Genomic DNA, 22,030 nt, shown 5'->3' with positions numbered 1-22,030 from the left:
TAAATCAATTTTATTTTAGTAAATGCATGAAGTATTCACTGGAACTAGTCTCACCGTTTAACCTTTGTTTCTCTTCTTCCGTTTTTACGAAAGATATTAATATATTAAAGTTATCGGATTAACATTTTGTAGATTATACATAAGAGCCCCTCCTAACTAGTTTAAAATAGTAATTAGGAGGGGACTTTTCTTGTGTTGCAAAGTCATGAATTATTATACCAAAAATCTTTTATGTCTTATTGTCAAGTGATATACACAGTCGTTTCAGAATTTTTTATGATGAGTTGACTTTTCCACTTTGCAGGTGACTGCTACGCTATTTAGTAAAATAGTAAAAGCAGATGTTTTCTGTTTGCTTACGAATAACATCTCTAGCTTTGAATCCTTCAGCAAATAGCTTTTGAAAGACTTCTCTTGTTTGGAGTCGCCATGTCATCGCAAGCGAAACATCCGCTTGCTTTATGGATTGAAAATTGGTTGGGATACCGACCAACCAGTAATCGTTTACTAAGCTAGATTGATCATAGAATAATTGCGCTACAACTGGATTTCCGTCTCGGTCAGCATGCAATAATATGTTTGCTTCATCAAGTTCAATAGGCATATCCAATCTTTGCTCAGCGAATCTCCATTCGACTTGAATCCGATCTGTAGGCAGTCCATGATTTAGCTTCCCGCCTAACTTACCGTAATGATTTTCCTTATATTGAACGCCTACCGCCCCAATTTTGTGCAGGTTTAAATACGCATTTAAGCTTTCAAGTGGGTCAAACGTCCATGTTATCATGGCATAGCCAAGATTTTGAGCAATTTCTGCTTGTTTATATTTCATCTTTAACCCTAATCCTGCTTTACGATATTCGGGGAGAATGCCTAACATATGGGAACACAAGTATGGATGTTCACCATCAAATCCAGCAAAGCTATAAAGAAAGCCAACCATTTGGGCTTTATCATATGCTCCTATTAGAATTCCACCATGATTTAAAGCAGTATACGTTTGATGAATTGGGGTTGGAGGAACATGCCAAACTGCTTCCTCTACACGTTGCATCTCATATAATTCTTCTATGGTCGTCAATTGTCTCATTTTAATTTGCTTTGACATGCAGATATCCTCCCTAGATAAAACGTTTCCTATTTGTTGTCCTTGTACTCAATATATTTGAGGGTTTTACAGCTACATTGAAAAAGATATGTAGCTGTAAATAAAAAATGAGTATTCAAAATGTAAGGTGCCTTCAGACCCCCGCTTCGGGAGAGCCTCGACTAGATAATAAGAAGCTTAGGTGAGGGGATAAAAGAATCCCCAACAGATTTGTATTTTACTTAGCAAGCTTGTTTCTTCACCAAATCAAAGTCAATGCTCTAACTTTATCCGTTCTGAAAAAAATCATCTGCTTTCAAGGCGTCAAATTGTTTCACTCTTGCTTGAAAAGCTTCAGCATTTTGAAGAGATAAGTTGGAAACAATGCTATTCATTAAGGATACAACAACTGGCGCTGCATCTAGCGTGGACTTTACATTTAGTTGCACACATAATGAAAGGTCTGAAAAATCTGTAACCGGTGAAAATGGAGAATCGGTAAAAGCTATCACAAATACTCCTTGTTGTTTAGCCAATTTCGCGATTCGTAATGTTTCCTTTGCATACCGGTGAAATGAAAAAACAACAAGGACACTTTTATCTGTTAACTCATTAACTCGCAGTAACACATCATCCATTTGGTTTTGAAAAAGCCTTGTATTACCAATGACAAGATCTAAGGCAAACGCAAACCAGCTTGCCAGTGCATGAGATGAACGAACCCCCGATACTAGAATCCGGTCGGCTGACGCCAGTGCAGTTACAGCCTTTTCTAGATCAGCCTCGTCTATCCTTTCCGAAATCCGTATAATATTTTCTACATCATGATACATCACTCCTTTGATAGGAGGAGCATTTTCATGATCTAATTTTTTCGTTTCCACATAATCCATAAGACTACTTCGTTGAAGGAGTAGTTGCTGTACATCTTGTTGAAAATCGCTAAAGCCAGCATACCCAAGTTTATGCGTAAAACGAATAACCGTTGTTTCACTCACGCCTGCTTTCTGTCCTATTTGTGCAGCTGAATGCACTGCAAAGTATTTTGGGTCTTTATGAAAAAAAGCTGCTGTCTTTTTTAAGCCTGTTGTAAATTCCGATTGCTCTTCTTTTATTTTTTCCAAAATTTGATCCATTTCTACCCTCCAATTCAACGTTTCATATAGATAAACCATCTCTTAAGTTCATATTAAACACGATAATCCAAAGATATTTATAGTAATGGATAAAGGTAAAGCTACGTCATCCCTCTCTAAAATGCCGATTAGCAGTCCATTCCAATAGTCGAGAACATGTCCAACGTTCGTAAACTATAAAAGGTTTAAAGCTAGCATGCATAGCGTTTTAAGAGACCTAGTTCGTTTTTTTAATCAGCTGCTTTCGTTATGTCCCAGCCTCTTTCCTTTCCATACCCCTCTTTACAACCGCTTCACGCTTTGAAAACGATGTCTATTTTTTATTTCAAAACAGAAAGCACTTTATCCACTGCCTGAGCAGATATTGCATTTGCAAATGAATTCCCCTGACGAACTGCTTTACCAAAATGATACTGTTCTGCTTTTGTTGTCTGGATTATTTCGGCAATATTATCTGGGGTCAGACCAGAACCAGGCATAATGACAGGTCCCTGCAGACGTTGAGAACTCGTAACAAGCTTTGCAAGCTGTTCTTTTCCTGCTTCACAATTAGCTTTGCCGCCAGATGTTAGAATGCGTTTCACATTACGTTGATAGTTTACTAAAGTTTGGTATCCTTCATCCAATGACATGGCTTCATCAAAAGCACGATGAAACGTAATATCCAAATTTGGAAAAAGTTCGATTAGTTTTGCCAACATCTGTTCATTAATCGTGCGGTCCTCATTTAATGCCCCAAATACGATCCGATTACATTGCAAACTTCGCAGCGCTTTAATATCTTCACAAATAACTGCAAACTCCTCTTCTTTATAAAAGAAATGGTTACTATGAGGACGGATCATAACTTGAACAGGAATATTGACACTTTCAATAACTGACTTCATCGTCCCAAAACTTGGTGTTAATCCACCTTCCTGTATAGCAGTAACAAGTTCTAATCGATCAGCTCCTAACTTCTCAGCCTGTATCGCGTCCTGTTTATTTTGTACAATCAATTCTAACTCCATATTGTTTTTCAAACTCCTTTTCAACGTTATTCCAAGTGTATTTATAACGAATCATACGAGTGAAATAAACAATCCCATTCCACCATCTAGTTTACAATTCTTGCTTTACAGTTAAGGCAATTGCCCCCTTTACTCCTTGCTCATCTTCCAACTCAGGAGCGACAATCAACTCATCTACATGCTCTACTTCCGTGTAGTCATTTAATAGCTTCATAAATTGCTTACGAATCATAGTGTAAAGCTTGACCTGCTTCATGTCCCCACCGCCAAGTATCATTTTTTCTGGTGAAAGGATAACGTAATAATTCATTAATGCCTGAGCCCAAATAATATGCTTCTATTTCCCATATGTAATTATGTTCTGCCAGAAGATCTGCCTTCATGCCGTATCGTTTTTCCATTGCTGTACCTGAAGCAAGACCTTCTAAACAAGGACCATGGTATGCTCGTCGCCAACCGCACAAGCAAATTTTGTACCACCTGCTTCGATCGCTCCAATTAACATAAACAGACCTCCTCTAAAGCAGGAGCGTTACATCTCCATTACCATACAAATTATTTTAGCACATGTAAGCAATATATGAATCATTTTACCGTAATTATCGGTATACATTTCCATTCTCTAGCATATACCGTTTGCTAATTCCTTTCATTCACGACATTACTTGTCAGCTTTTCTGACAAAGATATCCGATATTTCTCTTTGACACAACAACTCGCCCCGCGACGTCAATATCATCAAACTGTACAACTTGCCTTCATTGTCTCCAGCGATCCCTTGAGGGTTTCATGCCCGTCAGAATATACAGCGTACAAATTCAATCCAACATTATTTTCTTTTAAAAGATAAAAGCCACTAAAATCAATCGGTTGATCTTAGTGGCTTCGAGTGAAAAGCATCTAACAAGTTCTCTTGAATTAGTTTATAAGCTTTATCATACTATTTTTTATTAAGAAGCTTTTCGCAAGCGAAGGTATAGCACTACTCCAATTAGTAACACTAGTATTCCCAGCGCCAACCAGTTATAAATAGAGGTTGCAGTATTTGGGAGTTTGCTTGTTTCTGTACGTTCAGCTTCACTTTGCTTAGCTGGATTCATTTGTTTGCCATCCGATCCTGTGCTGTTGTCCTCCATATTAATAGCAGTACCTTCAGGACGCTTTGGTTCATCTTCTGGCTTTTCAGGTTCTGTTGCTTGCTTTTGCGAGTCTTTCCCCGGTTTCTCTACAGATCCCTTCGAATCTTTTTCTTGCTCATCTCCCGGTTTATGCTCTATTTCTCCTGGTTTTTCCTCTGTTTCCGGCTGCTCAGGCTTTTCCTCTGGACCGGTTGGTTTTTCTTGTTCACCAGGTTCTTCTGGTTTCTCCACAAGCTGCTTGGCGAACGTATGGGAATCAACTAATTCGTTATCCGTTGTATATGCTTCCACTTTAATTTCATTTTTATTTACTGCTAAAGAAGTGTAGACTTGTTTTTCTTCTGCATAAAGCACATCAACATACTCTTGTTTCTCCCCAGGATAAAATTTTGGTCCTGCTGATCCACCAATTATATACGGCGTACCTTTACCATCCTTCTGCGGTTTTCCACCCTTCATTGGGTAAGTCCGCATGTAAGCATGATCATGGCCTGTTAAAACTAAATCCACACCCACTCCTTCTAAAACCGGTGCAAAAGTTTCAATAGTTGCATCCGTACCTCTTTTCGGATTACTTTTATATGGCGGACGGTGGAAGACAGCAATATTCCATAGCTTATCAGAGTTTTTAACTTCTTCTTTAATCCATGCTTGTTGCTCTTCCATATCCTTTACACCAAACTCAGAATTCAGCATAATAAATCGTACATTCCCATAATCAAAGGAATAAACAAAATTTTCCTTACCCTTTGGACCATTCTTAGGATAGGGGAATAAAGTTTTATACGTATTTTCTCCATTTCCATATACGTCATGGTTACCCATTACCGCCATAAAAGGAACTTTATTAACCAGTCCTTCAGATGCAGTTAAAAATTCGTCCCATTGTGCTAGTCTATTTCCTTCTTCTACAATGTCTCCGCCATGAACGGAAAATTTAGTATCCGGAAATTTTTCTAAAGCAGTTTCATACAATTTTGTCCATAATGCAAAGCCAGCTTGGTCATATGCTTGTGTATCTGTAAATAGTAAGAATCGAAATGGATCATCATTCGATGCACTCTCTGTTGTAAATGTACTTACTTCACTCCACACTTCCTCCGTACCGTCCCCCACTCTGTATTGATACGTCGTACTAGGGGTTAATTTAGTTGCTTCTACATTATGCTGTAAAAACTCGCCCGTTTCATCCGAAACTAATTTTGTATCTGCTTTAAAACGTAGTACATGTTCACTATCAAAGCCCGCTTTATCTCCTTTAGCAACTACTTCCAAAACAGGATTTACAGCAGTGGTATTTGTCCGCCACGTTACATGCTGTGTCGTTTTCGGGTCTTTTGTCCAAGTTAATGTGACCTTTTCAGGTACTTGATCTCCAAGTTGAGGTAAAACTTTAAATGAAAGTACCTGACTGACTAATTTTCCTTTACTTGCTTGTAACTTTAATGAAATTTGGGACAATGTAAGTAAATTTGTTTTCGTTTCTCCATTCGCTCCGGTCAGATTTAAGAGCGAGCTCCAATCCACTTCCTCTACATCATCCTTTGGCACATGAAAATAACGCTGTTGACCATCTGGCATATAAATCCGATAAAAATCAAAGCCTTCATTTGGTGTCTTAGCAACAGGAATATATGTACCTGCTTCAACTATCTGGAAAGGCTCCCCAGCTATCCCGCTTCCACCTTTATAAATATGTGTCCGTTTTTTCACTTGAATAAGTTTCTGATCTCCTAAAATATCGATCTTAGCTCCTCCAACCGGGTTTCCTTCTTGATCTACCACCTTCATGGTACTTGGTGTATGAAGTGATTTCCCTTCAATACTTAGCACTAATGGCTGAGAGATCTTATTTTTATAAGCATTTGCATAAAACGGTATGGTACCGATCGCGTCATCTACAAATGTTTGTGTTCCTTCGGCTAGTGCAATTTCGAATCCTCCAGCTGCATCGATACCTACATTAAATCTTAATGTTGCAAGCACCTCATCATCTGACAGAATTACATCTTCTAGGTTACCCCATTCTAAAATGATTTCCCCCGTCTCTTCATTGACACTGTTCTCTACAACAGCTTGCTGTAATTTTTCAGGAATGATAGCCTTTGCCTTTACACCTGTTTCATTGTGAAGCTTTAATAAATTACTGTCATATGTTAAAATCAACTTCGTCCCGCTTAATGCTTTAGCATGTTGCATCGTTACATCAACTTCAAAGCTCGAACCAGCATAAATTTTATCTGGTCCTTTCCATGTAAACGTTGGCCCACCACTAGAAACATGAAACTCCCAGCTTTGAAACTTATGATTTCCTGCTTGATCAAAAACTTCAATTCTAGCCCGATTTAAGCCTTCAGCCAGTGCCTTTTGAGGTGTATAGGAAACTAAACCTGATTTAGCATCATAAGAAGCAGATACCTGTTCGCCATTAATCGTTAAAGATATCTTTTTTGGATCAATTCCCAAACCGTCTCCATCACTTACAATAGCACTTATTTCAGGTTTGTTAGAATCAGCGATTTCCCCGTTTGCCGGTTTAACATTTGTAATGGTTGGATTGATGACATCTTCATCTGTATCCTCATATACAGCACGAATATTATCAATATACATAATCCCAGCTGATTTGGCTTGATCATTTGTTGCCATATAACGGATCGCTTGGCTACCTATTGTAAAAGGTGCTTGCCAATTATCAGGAATGGGTGCCTCTACATATTTCCACCCTTCCCATGTGACACCGTTAGGATAACCACCTGTATAATCGATATTAAAATTTTGCCCATTTGCATCTGTAAGTTGCTGTCTAAGCCAATGTTTATGACCATCTCCATAAACCCACATCCCTATTTTCTTAGGTTTTCCCGGGATCTCTATTTTATCTCCTAAAGATGCATAAATACCTGATGTACCTTGCGTGTTTAAAAAATCATACTCCAATCGTAATGCTTGATTATCAAACCTTACGACTTCATTTGAAATTCCAATATCAACCTTATTATGCCTTGCTCCGCTAACCGTCCAGCTTCCTAGCCCCTGTTCGAAATCTTCCAACACAATATAGGGCTTATTCACCGTCTCAGCGGCCCCCTTTTCCTCCATTTTACTGGACTCTGCAACCTGTCTTTTTACTTCCTCCCTCTTTTGTTTGCTATCCATGTTTACTGCTGGTGCTGGTAGGTCATCTTTATTTTTTTCTTTTTGTAAAGTCGCTTCTTGTTCAGGTTGCTCTTCTTCTTTAGAGTCAGTCGCTTGATTTTCCGAATGTTGCTCTACTGATAAGTCATTTTCCTCTGTCGTTTCTACATCATTTGGTTGCTGATTTGCCGGTTCTTCCATGTTTGCAGATGGAGCCTGATTTTCTGGCTTATCTCCCTCAGCATAAACCGGCCTTACATTACTCCCCATCTGCGTAAATAAAATGAAGATAATGAGAACAAAAATAAATAGTTTCTTTTTCACTTCAAGCACACTCCCCGTTGCAATAATAAGCTTCATATTTTTTCGAAAATCGACATATTTAACATATCACTGCAATAGTAATTAACGGTTAACATATTGTTAAATTAATGTAAATGTTGCATAAAAGATTTATTTTATTATTGTCAACATTTATACGTGCAACCATGACACTTCTATCGATTGGGGATTGCTTCATCGCTTAACAAAGTGATGAAACCAAAGGCTAGGTGTACGAAAAGCACTTTTAACTGACTATTGAAGTAGGCTCTTTTAATATCTTTGATTTGTCAAATTAAGCGAGACAACATGATGTTTTGTCACATAATAATCCATTGCTTGCTGAAGCCATTCCTCTTGTGTAAAAGGTGAAGTAGTCATGTTTTTCACAGCTTCCACATCCATGTTATCTAAATCTACCTTCCTGATCGCTGCTATTTGTTCCTCCCCTACATATAGCGTCTGATTTAAATCACTATCAAATTTGGGAATCATTCATTAACTTCTTCATTTCTCTTAAGCTATACCCTGAAAATTTGAAGACCACAATCTTCTGTAGCTTTCGTATATCATCCTCCGTCTACAAACGATGTCCAGAACTCGAACGTTTACTTGCTTTCTGATAGAAGGATTTGTTTTTCTCAACTCTCCAATGGAATAATTATCCACTTAATTGCCTCCCACTACCTTTTATAACTGTTATATTTTTATCCTACATCCTCACCTAACTGGAGATGCAAGAGATTTATTAAAATTTTATTTAACGAAGACATTGAATGAATATTTACTCATCAATGCGTACTGGGCGTTCCACTCTCCACTCTGTATTTGGTAGTATCTCTTTTGAGTATGACCCTACTTTCACGGAACAAACGGGGCTTAGTTCTTTTACTTCCTACTTTGGGATTGTCGTGTGGAGCTATTCAACTTCTTACCATATTCATAACTATTCTCCTACGTCCTTTTACAGGTACTATAGCATATCCATAATACTCCTCATTATGTTCGTATCCATTTGCTATTTTTGTACAGGAAAGAAACTAAAAGACATATCTTTAACTCCCCCGTGAAAAGTCACAAGATTTGTGTTAAATACCAAAAATTAAAACCATGTACCCGTTTTCACAGAAATACTGACAAGCTTATTTAAATTGTGTTATACCTAGATTAAATCACATGCAAGAATGGAGGATTGACATGATAGAAAAGTTACAGAGGTTTGGCGGAGCAATGATGGTTCCAGTGATGTTAATGCCTTTCGCGGGGATTATGATAGGTTTATCTACCATTTTCATTAATCCTGATGTCATTGGTTCAATCGCTAATGAGAACACGATATGGTATAAATTTTGGTCCATGATGTATCAAGGCGGATATGCGATTTTTAATCAATTACCATTATTATTTGCTGTTTCTCTCCTTTAGGACTAGCGAAAACCGCTGCAGGAAGAGCTGCAGTAGAGTCCTTTGTCATCTATATTATATTTAATTATTTTATAGAAACCATCTTATCTTTCTGGGGAAGTTCATTTGGGGTTGATTTTTCTAGTGAAGTTGGAGGGACAAGCGGTCTAACTATGATTGCAGGTATTAAAACACTTGATATGAGTGTAATAGGTGCTATTCTTATAGCTGCTATTGTAGCGTGGATTCATAATAAGTGTTATGAATCCAAATTACCTGAAGTGCTTAGTGTATTTCAAGGTTCAGCACTTGTGGTTATTATTGGCTTTATATGTATGATACCATTAGCATTCTTTGTTTCATGGTTTTGGCGGATGGTTCACCAAGGAATTGTGGATTTACAAGGTCTCTTAACAAAATCTGGGAATTTTGGTGTTTGGTTATTTATTTTATGCAAAGAGTTACTATCCTTACAGGACTTCATCATTTTCTCTGGACTTTATGTTGTAAGCTCCCCAATATCGCTTCATAACGATATCGTCCACAATTCATTTAGTAACTTTTTTGTAGCAATTGAATATATATTTCTCACCTACTTGGAAATGTACAATCCAGATTATTTTTCTCAGTAAAATTACAAAAAAAAATAGCTCCCAAAACCGTTAATGCATGTTAATCTATTGATACTTGTTGATGAACAAAGGTGCAGGTCGCCCGTTTAGCAACGTAGCAACTGGAACGAATCAACGAAAGATAAAGTGAACCTTCCATCAGCGGGTTTTTTTCATCCCGCTGATGGTTAGTACCACAAGGGTATGACCTAAAGGCCTTTGAACGAATCGGGGATTTAAGTGCTGTTACCTTCCACTTCAACTTGTTCCGCTCGCATCTTCTATTCTTAAAGTGGGAGTTTACAGCACCTTATATCCGGGATAAAGGAACCATGCCACTAAAACTGGAGTATGCCGACGCCTCGGCGGCAAGCCTGTTTTTATTCGACCTTCCCCTTAGCGACGAACCGATGGTGACTTATCGGAGGGCGATTCGTGAAGTTGCCTAGTTGCTGGGAAGCTTGCGTCGACGTGGCTATTCCATTATTCCATCCCAAAGCTACAAATTTTATACTTTGTATGAAAACCACCTTCAAGTGCTTTTCATCATAAATGGTGACTCGAAATTCGAGCCATGGTGGATTCTTTTTTTATAAAAAGCGGCTTAGTATATCAAACAAGCTAGCAGCCAAAAAGCCTTCTTCATATATTACGGTAAATAATTATACTATCTAATCTATACAAGATCCTTTATCGCTAAAGCAATTGCTCCTTTTACTCCTTGCTCATCTTCCAGCTTAGGAGCAACGATCAACTCATCTACATGCTCTACTTCCAAATAACCATTTAATAATTCCATAAACTGTTTCTGAACCATGGTATATAGCTTAGCCTGCTTCATAACTCCACCACCAACTATCATTTTCTCTGGTGACAGGATGACATAATAATTCATTAGTGCTTGAGCTAAATAATACGCTTCGATCTCCCATAAATGATCTATATTTTCAAGCAAATGTGCTTTCACGCCATACCGCTTTTCCATTGCTGTTCCAGAAGCAAGCCCTTCTAAACATGACCCATGACTGGGACAGCTCCCTATAAAGGAATCGTTAGGATGGGGTTTTATTAAAATATGTCCCATTTCTGGATGGTTCTTTCCTTGAAATACTTCTCCGTCTATGACAAACCCGGCACCGATGCCAGTACCTACTGTCATATATAAACAGCTATCCACCTGTTCCCCAGCTCCAAAGTGATACTCACCAAGACAAGCTGCATTCACATCGGTGCCCAAGTAAACGGGAATTTCATAATCGGTTTTAAGTCTTTCAAGTAGTGGATAGTAGCGCCATTTTATTTTAGGTGTATTTAAAATCGTACCATATGTCGTGCTTTTTCTATCTAAGTTAACCGGACCAAAAGTTCCTACACCAAGTGCTTCTATTTTAAAGGAAGAAAAAAACTTTTTCGCCATAACAAGTGTATCCTCAGGTGAAGTAGTTGGAAAGCTCGTCTTTTCAATAATTCTTCCATTCTCATCTCCAACAGCACAAACGAATTTCGTCCCCCCAGCTTCGATCGCTCCAATTAACATAACATTTACATCTCCCTTTTTATATGTTCTTTTTAATATTCAGTCACCCTTCTCACATTCCATTTCTTCACATTCACTTTAATTTTTCCATTAGCTTGTAATCGAATCTTGTTAGTTTCTTGTTCCTCAAATATTCGCGAAGTAAATACTTCTTCTCCTTGATTCAGAAAAATTTCCATCGATGATGTATCCTTTAAAATAAGGATATCGTGAAGAAAATCAACGGTACAATGCCTACTTTCCACCGAATGTGGCTTTGTGAAACTCCTTCTTTTAAACGTAAACAGATTAATCGCTTGATTATATATTAAATGCGATTCACCAATTTGCATTTCTAAATAGTTAGCTCCAATACTTTCTACAGATAAATACATAGCAAACGCTGTTTCATTTATATTTGGTAATGGAAATGGTAATTCATCATCTAAATGAATTTCTCCAAAATCAACTTCATTTTCAAGCAGTTGTTTGAACTCTTCTACTGGGTACTGTAACAATTTCCCATTTTTCCATTCCAATTGGCGTGGAACAGTCAGAGCGTGAACCCACTTATATTTCGCAGTAGGATGCTTGGTGGGGCCTTCTTCTGCATTTCCCATCCACCCAAATAGCAACCTTCTTCCCTTCGGATCTTGCATAGTCTGAGGGGCATAAAAGTCAAAACCCCTATCCAATTCTATAAACTTTTCATGATGAAAAGACATAGACTGGTTATCAAATTCTCCAGCAAAATACCCAGATTGAAAAATATTTTGGTAGGAAATGCCTTGAGCAGGAATTCCTTGTGGACAAACGAGTAAAATATCTTTATCTCTTAACCGAAACATATCTGGACACTCCCACATATAACCAAAATTCTCTAATCCCTTGTAACCACTTCCGATTAAATTCCCTTTAAATGTCCAAGTTGTTAGATCTTTAGACTGGTATACTACTGTTTCTCCTTTTTTGGCTTCTGTTTGGGCTCCAAGCACCATCCACCAACTATCCCCTCTATAAAATACTTTTGGATCACGAAAATGAGCGGTATACCCGTCTGGAACATATATGATCGGTCCTTTTTTTTCAAAATGAATTCCATCTTCTGATATCGCCAAACATTGATAAGATTGTCGATTATCTTCATCATCTTTTACATTTCCGGTGTAAAATACATATAATTGCTCTTGATAAACGACAGCACTTCCTGAATAACAGCCGTTTTTGTCATACCATTTGTCAGGTAATAAGGCAACAGGCGCTTCTCGCCAGTGAATTAAGTCTTCAGAAATATAATGTCCCCAGCACTTCATACCATGTTCGACAGCGAAAGGATTCCATTGATAAAAAATATGGTATACCCCTTTAAAAAAGACAAAACCATTCGGATCATTCAACAACCCAACGGGAGGCATTATATGGTAATGCAAGCGATGAGGGTCACTTGCTACTAACCCTTGATCTTTCTCTACACATTTGTATACCATATCTTTTGTTATCCTATTTTTCATATCTTTAACTCCTAAACTTAAATAATCATTCTATCCCAGCTTCATTTATCTCTATCCCTTTTGGAATACTCGCTTAAACAAATCAGCAATTCTAGAAAACAAAGGCGCAGAGCGCCCGGTTAGCAACGTAGCGACTGGATCGAATCAACTAAAGTTTTAAGAATCATGCTCCTGCAACAGGAGTATGCCGACTTCGGGCGGCAAGCCCGTTTTTAGTCGGCCTTCCTCTTAACCACGAACCGATGATGACTTATCGTAGGGCGATTAGTGAAGTCGCTACGTTGCTGGGCTCATGCGCCGGACGTGGCTTATTTAGTTTATTTCGTTATCCCAAAGCGACAAAATTTATACTTTCTTATCATCCAAGAAAAGACATTCGTCCTTCCCTTTTTAGGCTGAAGCGAGTTTAATAGCACCTAATATACGAGATACACGATGTGTCACATGAAACATTAGCCTAGCTTTATATAAGCTTGTGTGTGCATTAATCCTATCGTAGTCTTTTTATCCATTTTCTTTTAATTGCTTATCCGAAAACCCGAATAGCCATGTAAGCACAAAAGCTACCCCAATTGCTACAAGGTTAACAAAAAGGTAGGAAATGACTTGTCCGTTTAAATATAGCAACGTACCTGGAATTACCGTAACAGCCATCCCTGTCCCTTTTAAACCTAATAACGCAGCAACAAATCCGCCAGCACCTCCACCAATTAATCCCATAATAAATGGTTTTACATAGCGTAAATTAATTCCAAATATAGCTGGTTCTGTAATTCCTAAAAAAGCTGATAATGTGGAAGGGTAAGCTAATGCTTTTAATTTTTTAGATTTTGTTTTTAATCCAACTGCAAGCGCTGCCCCACCTTGAGCCGCAACAGAAGAAGTGACAATAGCGTTAAACGGATTACTACTAGTACTTTCAAGTAACTTAATTTCTAATAGGTTAAAAATATGATGGACACCAGTTATTACGATAATTTGATTAAAGAAACCAATGAAGAGCCCTGCTAACCCAAATGGAAAGCTCAAAATATATAGTGTTCCATCTAAAATATAGCCTTCGATGAGATGAAAAATAGGGCCAATCATAAATAAAGATGCAACAATCATAATTAACAAAGTTAAAAAAGGCGTAAGAATTAAATCAAGAGCCTCAGGTACTCGCTTGCGAATCATACGTTCTAATTTAGCACCAATAATTCCAGCAATAAAGGCAGGAAGTACTGACCCTTGGTAACCTACAACCGGGATAAATCCAAAAAACATTAACGGATCTTCACCTGTTGCAACTCCCCACGCATTTGGCAAAGATGGACTAACTAACATTAGACCGAGAACTATACCAATAATTGGTGTGCCACCGAATACACGAAATGTAGACCATGCAACTAATGCTGGTAAAAATATAAATGCTGTATCTGTTAAAATTTCAGTAAATAAAAGGAAGTTTTCCGATATATCAGCTGGTGATAAGCCGAAAATTGCCAATATCTCCTCCTGCATGACTAATCCACGTACACCCATAAACAAACCAGTAGCTACAAGCACTGGAATAATCGGAACGAAGACATCTCCGAACGTACGAATAGCACGTTGAAATTTACTACCTTTTTTTGCTGCCTCTTTGGCTTGTTCTTGTTTAGAGGTACTGTTTATATCAAACTTCTCTACTTCCTCATAAATCTGATTAACGGTACCAGTTCCAAAAATCACTTGAAATTGTCCTGCATGAAAGAAAGCTCCTTTTACTTTTTCAATCTTTTCCACACGTTCTTGATTAATCTTTTTTTCGTCTATAATGATTAATCGCAATCTCGTAGCACAATGGGCTACAGAAGAAATGTTATCTTTTCCCCCAACAGCTTCTAACAATTCTTGGGCAATCTGTTTATTAACCGACATTTTTCTAATCCTCCTCTATGGGATCGATTCCATATTAGCGATAAAAAAACGAGACGTTATATTTTATTATACACAGCATTATTAAAAAACATAATACTAACTTCCATAAATCATGTGGTTGTTATTATAAGGAAACAAAGCTTGCCATTTTTTCATAGAAGTTAGATTTTTAAAATTGGCTAAAATCTACAGCAATAGTTCTGTTAGACTGTAAAAATAATACGTCTTGTATTTTCCTTAGCAACTCTGTGGAATCGATACCACATTAAGTTAAAATATATGTGAAATCGATTTCACATATATCATACACTATCTCGTATAATAAGTCTATAGTCTAACACTAATTTTTTTTGAAATTCCTGACCTTGAATATGAGCTAACAATTGTTTTGCTGCTTCTTCACCTGCTGTTTCATTTTTATAATCGACTGTCGTTAAAGGCGGATCCACATACTGTGACAGCTCGGAAGCACCAATTCCTACGAGTGCCATATCTTGAGGGATTTCAAACCCTTGCTCCTTCAAATAACTCATTGCACCGATAGCTAGCCTGTCCGTAACCGCAAAGACAGCTGTTGGTTGCTGGATTGAACGATTGAGAATGTTCTTCATTGCCTCGTGACCAGAATAAATATCAAATACACATTTTTCTACCCATGCTTCTTCAACCGCTAAATGATGAGCTTCCATTTCGTCAAAGAATCCTTTTTTACGCATATAACCAACAGCACGATCTGTTTCGTCCACGCCAATAAAGCCAATGCGTCTATGCCCTTTTTGAATTAAAAATGCTGTTATTTCCCTAGCTACATGGTAGTCATCATATGTCACGCACATAACCTTTTCTGTTTCCTGACCTATCATAACAAGGGGAAGTGGGATGCTTTTAATTTTTTCCATGATTTCCGGTTCTGTATTAGTAGCAATTAAAACAATTCCATCTACTTGCCTAACGAGTAAATCCAAGTATTCCAATTCTTTTTCCTTATCGTGATCCGTATTCGCAAGTAAAATTTGATATCCATGTTTAGACAGCTCCCTGCCCAGTCCTGTTACAACTCTGCTCGGAGTTTCTGTCTGTATCGTCGGTAGAATAACTCCAATTACTTTTGTTTGCTTTGTTCGCAATGATTTGGCATATCCGCTAGGAACGTATCCTGTTTGTTCAATTACTTCCTCTACTCGTTTTCTCGCTTCCTCACTTACGTAACCAGAATTATTTAATACTCGAGAAACAGTCGATCTTGAGACGTTTGCCATTGCAGCAATATCTTTAATCGTTACCAAACTTCTATTCCCCCTTCACCCTATTTCGCAATCTTGTACAAGGTAGTTTTTCTTAATACTATAAACAATAGCTTTCTACTTTTGTATAAAAAACGCTATTTACCCATTATATGACTTATTTATTTTTGACAGTATTTCAAGAATCTGAGCACTATAAAGTAACATTTTTCACCATAAATAGTGATTTGCGCTCTTGGTAAGCCAAGGCGGTTTATTATAAAAAACGTATAAACTGGTTATAGTGTTCATAAGTTTAGACACTTTTTCTACAATCAACTTCGCTTTAACCACGTTGAAATTGATTGTTTATATAATTGATCTTACACGAAAAAAGATAATTGGTAAAACAAATATGGATTCATATAACTTGCTTTTGATTACTTATACGTCAACTGCATCTCCCCTCACCTAGAAATTTCCTCATCCCTATGGATAATGAGAGAGGTGCTTCGTAATTCTTAGATGAACCACTCTAGCCCCCTTTTCTAGCTTGAATATCGGGACACTTGCTCAGCCATAAAAGATAAAACTAAAAGTGGATGGATTCTGGAATTAGCCCACACATTTGTAATTTGAAAAAGTATATAACCAAAAGATGGTGTACGATTTTGGAAGAGAAAAGCACTGTTACTGACTATTGAAGTGGAAGCTTTTGATATCTTATTTCGAGTTAACATTTATGCCGTAACAAAGTTTCGTACTAACATATGTATCCATTGAAATTGTTTTTCCTTGGTCATCATTCTTTTGTATTCCTACTTGAACTTATTTCCCATGCATAAAAAGTGTCATTTCCATTGCAAATTTGCAAACAGAAATGACCCACATACCCCTATCTTATATAAGCCTTTAGCTTAATCTCCACATTTCCTTGTATAGCCCTTGAGATCATACAGCTTTTCTCCGCTTTTTCAACAAGCTTTTTAAGTTGACTTTTTTGTTCTTCTGTTGCTTCCTCCTTTAAAGTAACCTGTGGCCGATGAATAATTTTTTTGTACGTAAATACACCGCCTGTAACATCGACAATTCCTTCTGAGTCTAAGCACATATTTTCTAAAGGAAGCTTGGCACGCTCAATCATAGCGGCAAGTGTAATAATGTAACAGGTTGCTGCTGCACCTAACAACATCTCATCTGGATTCGTTCCAATACCAGGACCATCCATTTCTGGTGGTATGGATATTTTAGTTTTTAAATTTCCTGCTTCTATATAACCACTACTATTTCTTCCACCAGGCCAAGACGCCTTTAAATGAAAATGATGCTCTGCCATTTCTATCACCTCAGATAGAAGAATAACAGAAATAACCAAAAATGAAGAGTAAAAAGATTCAAAGAAGCTATCGTCTACTGTCGAAATGATGCTTTGTCATATAATAGCCTATTGCTTGCTGAAGCCATTCCTCTTCATCTCGTGTAAAAGGTGAAGTGGTCATATTTTTCACAGCTTCCACATCCATGTTATCCAAATCTATTTCACTTATCGCTGCTATTTTTCCCTCCCCCACATAAGCTAAATTCGTTTCCATATTCTTCGCGACCATTGCTTGCACTTCTGAGTCATCAACTGGGCGATTTTTTAATCGTTTTACTTTCTTTGATAGCTCAATAAATTCCTTATCAAAGGCAAGCATTTCTGCTTCTGGCTTATCAAATAAATGCTCAATTGCTTCTTTAGGAGCAAACTGTTCCAACCAAAGTTGTTGTTCTTTTTCAGTTTGGATACTATGAATCAAGCTCATTAACACTTCACTGTCCACCTCTCCAACTTCCTCTAACAATTTCACTGTCCGGTTAATTGCTTTTAATGCGGTGGATATTTGGGCTTTTTTCTCTTCTAACGCCTTTTTCTGATAATATAGCGTCCGATTTAAATTAAAATCAAATGTAGACTCATTCATTAACTCCTTAATTTCTCTTAAGCTATACCCTAAAAACTTGAACACGACAATCTTCTGAAGCTTTCGTATATCATCCTCTGTGTACAAACGATGTCCAGAATTTGAGCATTTATCTGCTTTAAGCAAACCAATCTCATCATAATAATGTAAAGTTCGAATAGAAGTATTTGTCTTTTTTGCTAACTCTCCAATGGAATAATTCTCCACTTAACCGCCTCCTACTATTTTAATATAGCTGTTATATCTTTCATCTTACCTCCTCACGTAACTGGAGATGCAAGAGAAACTAAGAATTATTCTGGATAGACAATAAAATGAACCTTAACCAGTGGAGACCCTGAAGTGGGAATCTTACCGCACCATATATACGGGATAAACTAACATAACTGTTCGCTGCATAATAAAATCATCCGAAAATCTGTGCAGCTATTCCAAATAATGTTTTATTACGTGATGGTAATTCCTTTGCATTTTTAATCATTATAGGAGGTTGACTTACTTTTACGAAACCGCATTTTTCTAAATGCGACATAAAAGTCTCATTCCCTGATGGAATATCGATTCTTAATTTACCCTGATGATTGTTAGCCAATTTATCAATTAATAATGATGCTATATGATGATTAGGGGCTATAATAGGTCCTAGAATTAAATTAATAGGACCTAAAATAGACAGACCAAACCCTATGATCGTTCCATCAGAATCTTTAACGACAATAGAATCTTTTGCTTGCTTAATACGATGGATAAGAAAAGTCTTTCTTTCCTCGCCAAATGCGTCCTTGTCTAACCTTACAACTTGAGGTAAATCCACTTTACGCATAGAATTGATTTCTATGTCTAATTGATTATTTGGTTTTATCGAAAGATAGTTATTACAAAGATATTTGTGGACATAGTCTATCGGATAAAATCCCATCCTTTTATACATTAGCTTTCCTTCATCTGTAGCAATTAACATAATCGCGTTATCAGCTGAAACAGAATCTATACATTTTTGTGTTACTTTTCTGCCAAGTCCTTTTCCTCTGTATTCTGGATGGACAATGACCATACCAATAGATGCTAAAGATTGCCCATACGGAATAATTGCCGCACTCGATACAATTTCCCCCTCCTTATTCTTGTGTCCGTAAACTCCGCCAGATGAAATCACTGTTTGAATTTCATATTTATCATAATCCCATTCAACTGCAGCTGAAAGTGTAATTAAACCAGGTATATCCTCTTCTTCAAGTGTTACTAAATTAGTTGCCATTCTTTCGGACACATTCATCTGTTATCCTCCCCATGTTCAATATTGCGCTTTATTTTCTTCACTATCCTGTTTTCACTAACCTGCTCTTGTCTATTTTATGATCATTGATTATTTTTGAAAATAGCACATCAAACATCTTTTTTACTGTTGCTTGAAGAACAATAATTCCTTCCATCTTTAATCTGCGCTTCGATTAAATCCGTTGACTTACAATAATCGCTTTAGTTAGTATTGGAGCCGTCAAGACTAATATACCCACCATAAATTTTTCAATTTTAGCTTCTATATATGTTTTGTTAATCGTACTTAAAGAATCATTTTCAACAGGGTTATCTGCCTTTTCTTATAGCTTACTAATGTTTTGAAAACATTCAAGTAATTATTATCCATATTTTTAATATTTTCTTAGATTATTCTTTTATCGACACCAACTATTATCTAACTTTACTAATCATAGAAACAATAACCACAAAATAAAGAGCCGTGGACATAAATCCAATCCACGCTTCTGTCAACAATGGACTTTTTAAACTCCAGCATGAGTACAATGATCTATAAGGAACTACTTCCCAATGGAAAAAGATTGGCAACCGCACCAATATAGATATAGCTAATAGGGTTAATTTGCCCATTGCTGGGAATCCAGCCTAGTAAGTGGAGAAGGAAAAAGAAATCCTATTGATAGTAAGAGTACCAATAGGAATAGCTTTAGTTTTTTAACGTTTAAAAAATGCTGCTCTAAAACATTTCCTTTCACTTCTAGGCCACCTTTCTATTGATATCCAAATAGATGAGGTTGCTTATTACATCATATCCTTAGGTCAGTTGCTACACCTTCTGGATCTTTCTAGTTTTAATAAAAGGAAAAGCAAAGGAAAGAAAGGATAGGATAAATAGACCGATAGCAATTGGACTTTCTACCAAAATCATAAAATCTCCATTTGAAATTGTTAACGCTTGTCTTAACGATTGTTCCATCATTCCACCTAAAATAAAAGCTAAGATAAATGGGGGAGCAGGAAAAGCAAACAAGCGAAATAAGTAACCGACAAGACCAAAAGCAAGCAATAAATATAAATCAAAAATATTAAAACTGATGGAATACACACCAATCATACAAAACATAATAATTAATGAAATTAATAACGGACGGGGGATTTTTAATATTTTCGCTATGTATGGAATTAATGGTAAATTTAAAACAAGTAGAAAGACATTCCCAACATACATACTTGCTACTACTCCCCAGAACACTTCAGGATGATCTTGAAACAGTAACGGACCAGGATTTATACCTAAAACAAGTAACGCTCCAAGCATGATAGCCGTTGTTCCTGATCCTGGAATCCCTAAACTAAGCAATGGAACAAATGCCCCACTTGTTGCTGCATTATTTGACGTTTCAGGTGCAGTAAGCCCTTTAACCGAGCCTTTCCCAAACTCCTCTGGTTTTTTTGAAAACCGTTTTTCTGTCATATAGCTAATAAATGAGGCTATCGTTGCACCAGCCCCCGGAAGCACCCCAAGAATAAAACCTAGCGGAGAATGCCGTAATAAAGGTCCTGTCATTTCTTTGAAATCCCGTTTTGTCAGCTTTAAACTTCCAATATTTTGTGTTTTGTCAACACCAATATTATTTCGGTTTTTTATTAAAAATGCCACTTCTGCTAAAGCAAATAACCCTAGAGCAACTACAAGAAAATCAACACCTTCTAATAAATTTGAATTACCAAATGTAAACCGTGGTGTTCCTGTTTGTGCATCTATCCCAATAGTAACAGCCATAAAACCTAATACCCCAGAAATCAATGCCTTAATAGCAGAACCGTCCGATAAACTAGATATAGCTACTAGTCCCATGAACATTAAAGCAAAATATTCAACAGGTCCAAACGAAACAGCAACCTGTGCCAATGTCGGAGCAAATAACATTAACAATATAATACTAACCGTTCCACCTGTAAAAGATGCTATCGCAGCAATAGCAAGCGCCTTCCCAGCTTTCCCCTGTTGAGCCATCGGGTATCCATCAAAGGACGTAGCAACTGTACCTGAAACTCCAGGAGCATTTAATAATATAGAAGAAGTTGAACCACCAAAAACCGCTCCATAATAAACGCCAGCCATTAATACCATAGCAATGGTTGGATCCATTCCGTAAACCATTGGGATCATAATTGCAATGGCTGTAATCGGACCTAGACCTGGCAACATACCAATTAATGTACCTATCGTAACCCCGATAAAGACAAAAAATATTCCCTCCAAGCTAAAAGCAACTTGAAAACCTTGCCATAATCCTTCTAATGTATTCATTCTGTGCCCCCTCCCTCACTAAAAAGGTAAAATTCCACTAGGTAAATTAATTTGTAGTAAATAGTTAAAAATATAAAAGAGCGTAACGGGAAATAGAAGAGAGACAATCGCATTTACTTTAAAGTTTTTATATCCAAGCATCCAAGAACAGCTAAAAATAAATAACATCGACACGATAACAAATCCGATTATCTCAAGTAGAGAAATATAAAGAATAATTAAAGCCGTTACGAATAACAGAATCCGTAAGTCTTGTCTTGATATATTGCTTTTCTTTTCTTCCTGTTCTTTTGGATTTGAGTTAAAAAATAGAATAATGGATAGAGCAATTAATAGAAATCCTAACACTTTTGGCACAAAATCAGAGTCTACAGGCACAAAGGGATACGGTGGTAATTGATAGCTTAAAATTAAATAGCCAATTGCTAATAAAATGAAGATGATACTTATTTTTCTTTCTGCCGATTTCAACACCCTATTCACCACACTTTCTT

Annotated in this window: 18 protein-coding genes; 2 read left to right on the top strand and 16 right to left on the bottom strand. The window is 37.0% G+C overall.

Features of this window, described 5'->3' with window-relative positions:
• Nucleotides 1–316: 316 nt before the first annotated feature.
• The 7 genes from BKP57_RS16625 to BKP57_RS16600 form a co-directional block, all read right to left on the bottom strand.
• Entirely contained in the window at nucleotides 317–1,108 is a 792-nt protein-coding gene (locus BKP57_RS16625) for a GNAT family N-acetyltransferase (RefSeq protein ID WP_072742022.1), read from the bottom strand.
• Between the two features lie 266 nt (nucleotides 1,109–1,374).
• The gene (locus tag BKP57_RS16620; RefSeq protein ID WP_072742021.1) at nucleotides 1,375–2,223 is read right to left on the bottom strand and encodes a MurR/RpiR family transcriptional regulator; all 849 of its coding nucleotides are present in this window, start codon (nucleotides 2,221–2,223) and stop codon (nucleotides 1,375–1,377) included.
• A gap of 320 nt (nucleotides 2,224–2,543) precedes the next feature.
• Nucleotides 2,544–3,245, bottom strand: a complete 702-nt coding sequence (locus tag BKP57_RS16615) for a copper homeostasis protein CutC (protein ID WP_232231203.1) — start codon at nucleotides 3,243–3,245, stop codon at nucleotides 2,544–2,546.
• A gap of 79 nt (nucleotides 3,246–3,324) precedes the next feature.
• On the bottom strand, nucleotides 3,325–3,510 hold the full coding sequence (locus BKP57_RS22975; protein ID WP_232231436.1) for an ROK family protein: 186 nt from the start codon (nucleotides 3,508–3,510) through the stop codon (nucleotides 3,325–3,327).
• Nucleotides 3,455–3,697 carry a hypothetical protein gene (locus BKP57_RS22970; protein ID WP_232231448.1) on the bottom strand — a complete coding sequence of 81 codons (243 nt, stop codon included), beginning with the start codon at nucleotides 3,695–3,697 and terminating at the stop codon, nucleotides 3,455–3,457. The genes BKP57_RS22975 and BKP57_RS22970 overlap by 56 nt, the downstream gene beginning before the upstream one ends.
• Nucleotides 3,698–4,183: 486 nt before the next feature.
• Nucleotides 4,184–7,870: a metallophosphoesterase gene (locus BKP57_RS16605; protein ID WP_083547312.1), complete on the bottom strand. Its 3,687-nt coding sequence runs from the start codon at nucleotides 7,868–7,870 to the stop codon at nucleotides 4,184–4,186.
• 234 nt (nucleotides 7,871–8,104) lie between these two features.
• The gene (locus BKP57_RS16600) at nucleotides 8,105–8,326 is read right to left on the bottom strand and encodes a hypothetical protein (protein WP_050352047.1); all 222 of its coding nucleotides are present in this window, start codon (nucleotides 8,324–8,326) and stop codon (nucleotides 8,105–8,107) included.
• Between the two features lie 702 nt (nucleotides 8,327–9,028).
• Between BKP57_RS16600 and BKP57_RS16595 the strand changes: the two genes are divergently transcribed.
• On the top strand, nucleotides 9,029–9,256 hold the full coding sequence (locus BKP57_RS16595) for a PTS transporter subunit EIIC (protein ID WP_050352046.1): 228 nt from the start codon (nucleotides 9,029–9,031) through the stop codon (nucleotides 9,254–9,256).
• Entirely contained in the window at nucleotides 9,223–9,867 is a 645-nt protein-coding gene (locus BKP57_RS16590; protein ID WP_083547310.1) for a PTS transporter subunit EIIC, read from the top strand. Before BKP57_RS16595 ends, BKP57_RS16590 begins: the two co-directional genes overlap by 34 nt.
• A 655-nt stretch (nucleotides 9,868–10,522) precedes the next feature.
• On the opposite strand, the gene BKP57_RS16585 is transcribed toward BKP57_RS16590, so the two are convergent.
• The 9 genes from BKP57_RS16585 to BKP57_RS16545 all read right to left on the bottom strand — a co-directional run bounded on the left by BKP57_RS16585 (nucleotide 10,523) and on the right by BKP57_RS16545 (nucleotide 22,010).
• Complete coding sequence (locus BKP57_RS16585) at nucleotides 10,523–11,383, bottom strand: ROK family protein (protein WP_072742018.1); 861 nt, start codon at nucleotides 11,381–11,383, stop codon at nucleotides 10,523–10,525.
• A gap of 32 nt (nucleotides 11,384–11,415) precedes the next feature.
• The gene (locus tag BKP57_RS16580) at nucleotides 11,416–12,873 is read right to left on the bottom strand and encodes a glycoside hydrolase family 32 protein (protein ID WP_050352043.1); all 1,458 of its coding nucleotides are present in this window, start codon (nucleotides 12,871–12,873) and stop codon (nucleotides 11,416–11,418) included.
• A gap of 504 nt (nucleotides 12,874–13,377) precedes the next feature.
• On the bottom strand, nucleotides 13,378–14,775 hold the full coding sequence (locus BKP57_RS16575) for a sucrose-specific PTS transporter subunit IIBC (protein ID WP_072742017.1): 1,398 nt from the start codon (nucleotides 14,773–14,775) through the stop codon (nucleotides 13,378–13,380).
• 302 nt (nucleotides 14,776–15,077) lie between these two features.
• Nucleotides 15,078–16,061: a LacI family DNA-binding transcriptional regulator gene (locus BKP57_RS16570; RefSeq protein ID WP_050352041.1), complete on the bottom strand. Its 984-nt coding sequence runs from the start codon at nucleotides 16,059–16,061 to the stop codon at nucleotides 15,078–15,080.
• An 832-nt stretch (nucleotides 16,062–16,893) separates the two neighbouring features.
• Nucleotides 16,894–17,334, bottom strand: a complete 441-nt coding sequence (locus BKP57_RS16565; protein WP_050352040.1) for an OsmC family protein — start codon at nucleotides 17,332–17,334, stop codon at nucleotides 16,894–16,896.
• Between the two features lie 67 nt (nucleotides 17,335–17,401).
• Nucleotides 17,402–18,169, bottom strand: coding sequence for a MerR family transcriptional regulator (locus BKP57_RS16560; protein ID WP_050352039.1), 768 nt, complete (start codon nucleotides 18,167–18,169; stop codon nucleotides 17,402–17,404).
• 199 nt (nucleotides 18,170–18,368) lie between these two features.
• On the bottom strand, nucleotides 18,369–19,238 hold the full coding sequence (locus BKP57_RS16555; protein ID WP_083547308.1) for a GNAT family N-acetyltransferase: 870 nt from the start codon (nucleotides 19,236–19,238) through the stop codon (nucleotides 18,369–18,371).
• A gap of 810 nt (nucleotides 19,239–20,048) precedes the next feature.
• Entirely contained in the window at nucleotides 20,049–21,536 is a 1,488-nt protein-coding gene (locus BKP57_RS16550; protein WP_072742016.1) for a tripartite tricarboxylate transporter permease, read from the bottom strand.
• An 18-nt stretch (nucleotides 21,537–21,554) separates the two neighbouring features.
• A complete protein-coding gene (locus BKP57_RS16545; protein WP_050352037.1) occupies nucleotides 21,555–22,010 on the bottom strand; it encodes a tripartite tricarboxylate transporter TctB family protein in 456 nt (151 codons plus the stop codon).
• Between the last annotated feature and the right edge of the window lie 20 nt (nucleotides 22,011–22,030).

It is taken from the genome of Virgibacillus sp. 6R (assembly GCF_001895305.1).
Classification (GTDB): Bacteria; Bacillota; Bacilli; order Bacillales; family Amphibacillaceae; genus Virgibacillus; species Virgibacillus pantothenticus.
The sequence above is the reverse complement of the archived record's forward strand: the minus strand, read 5'-3'. Positions and strand labels throughout refer to the sequence as shown.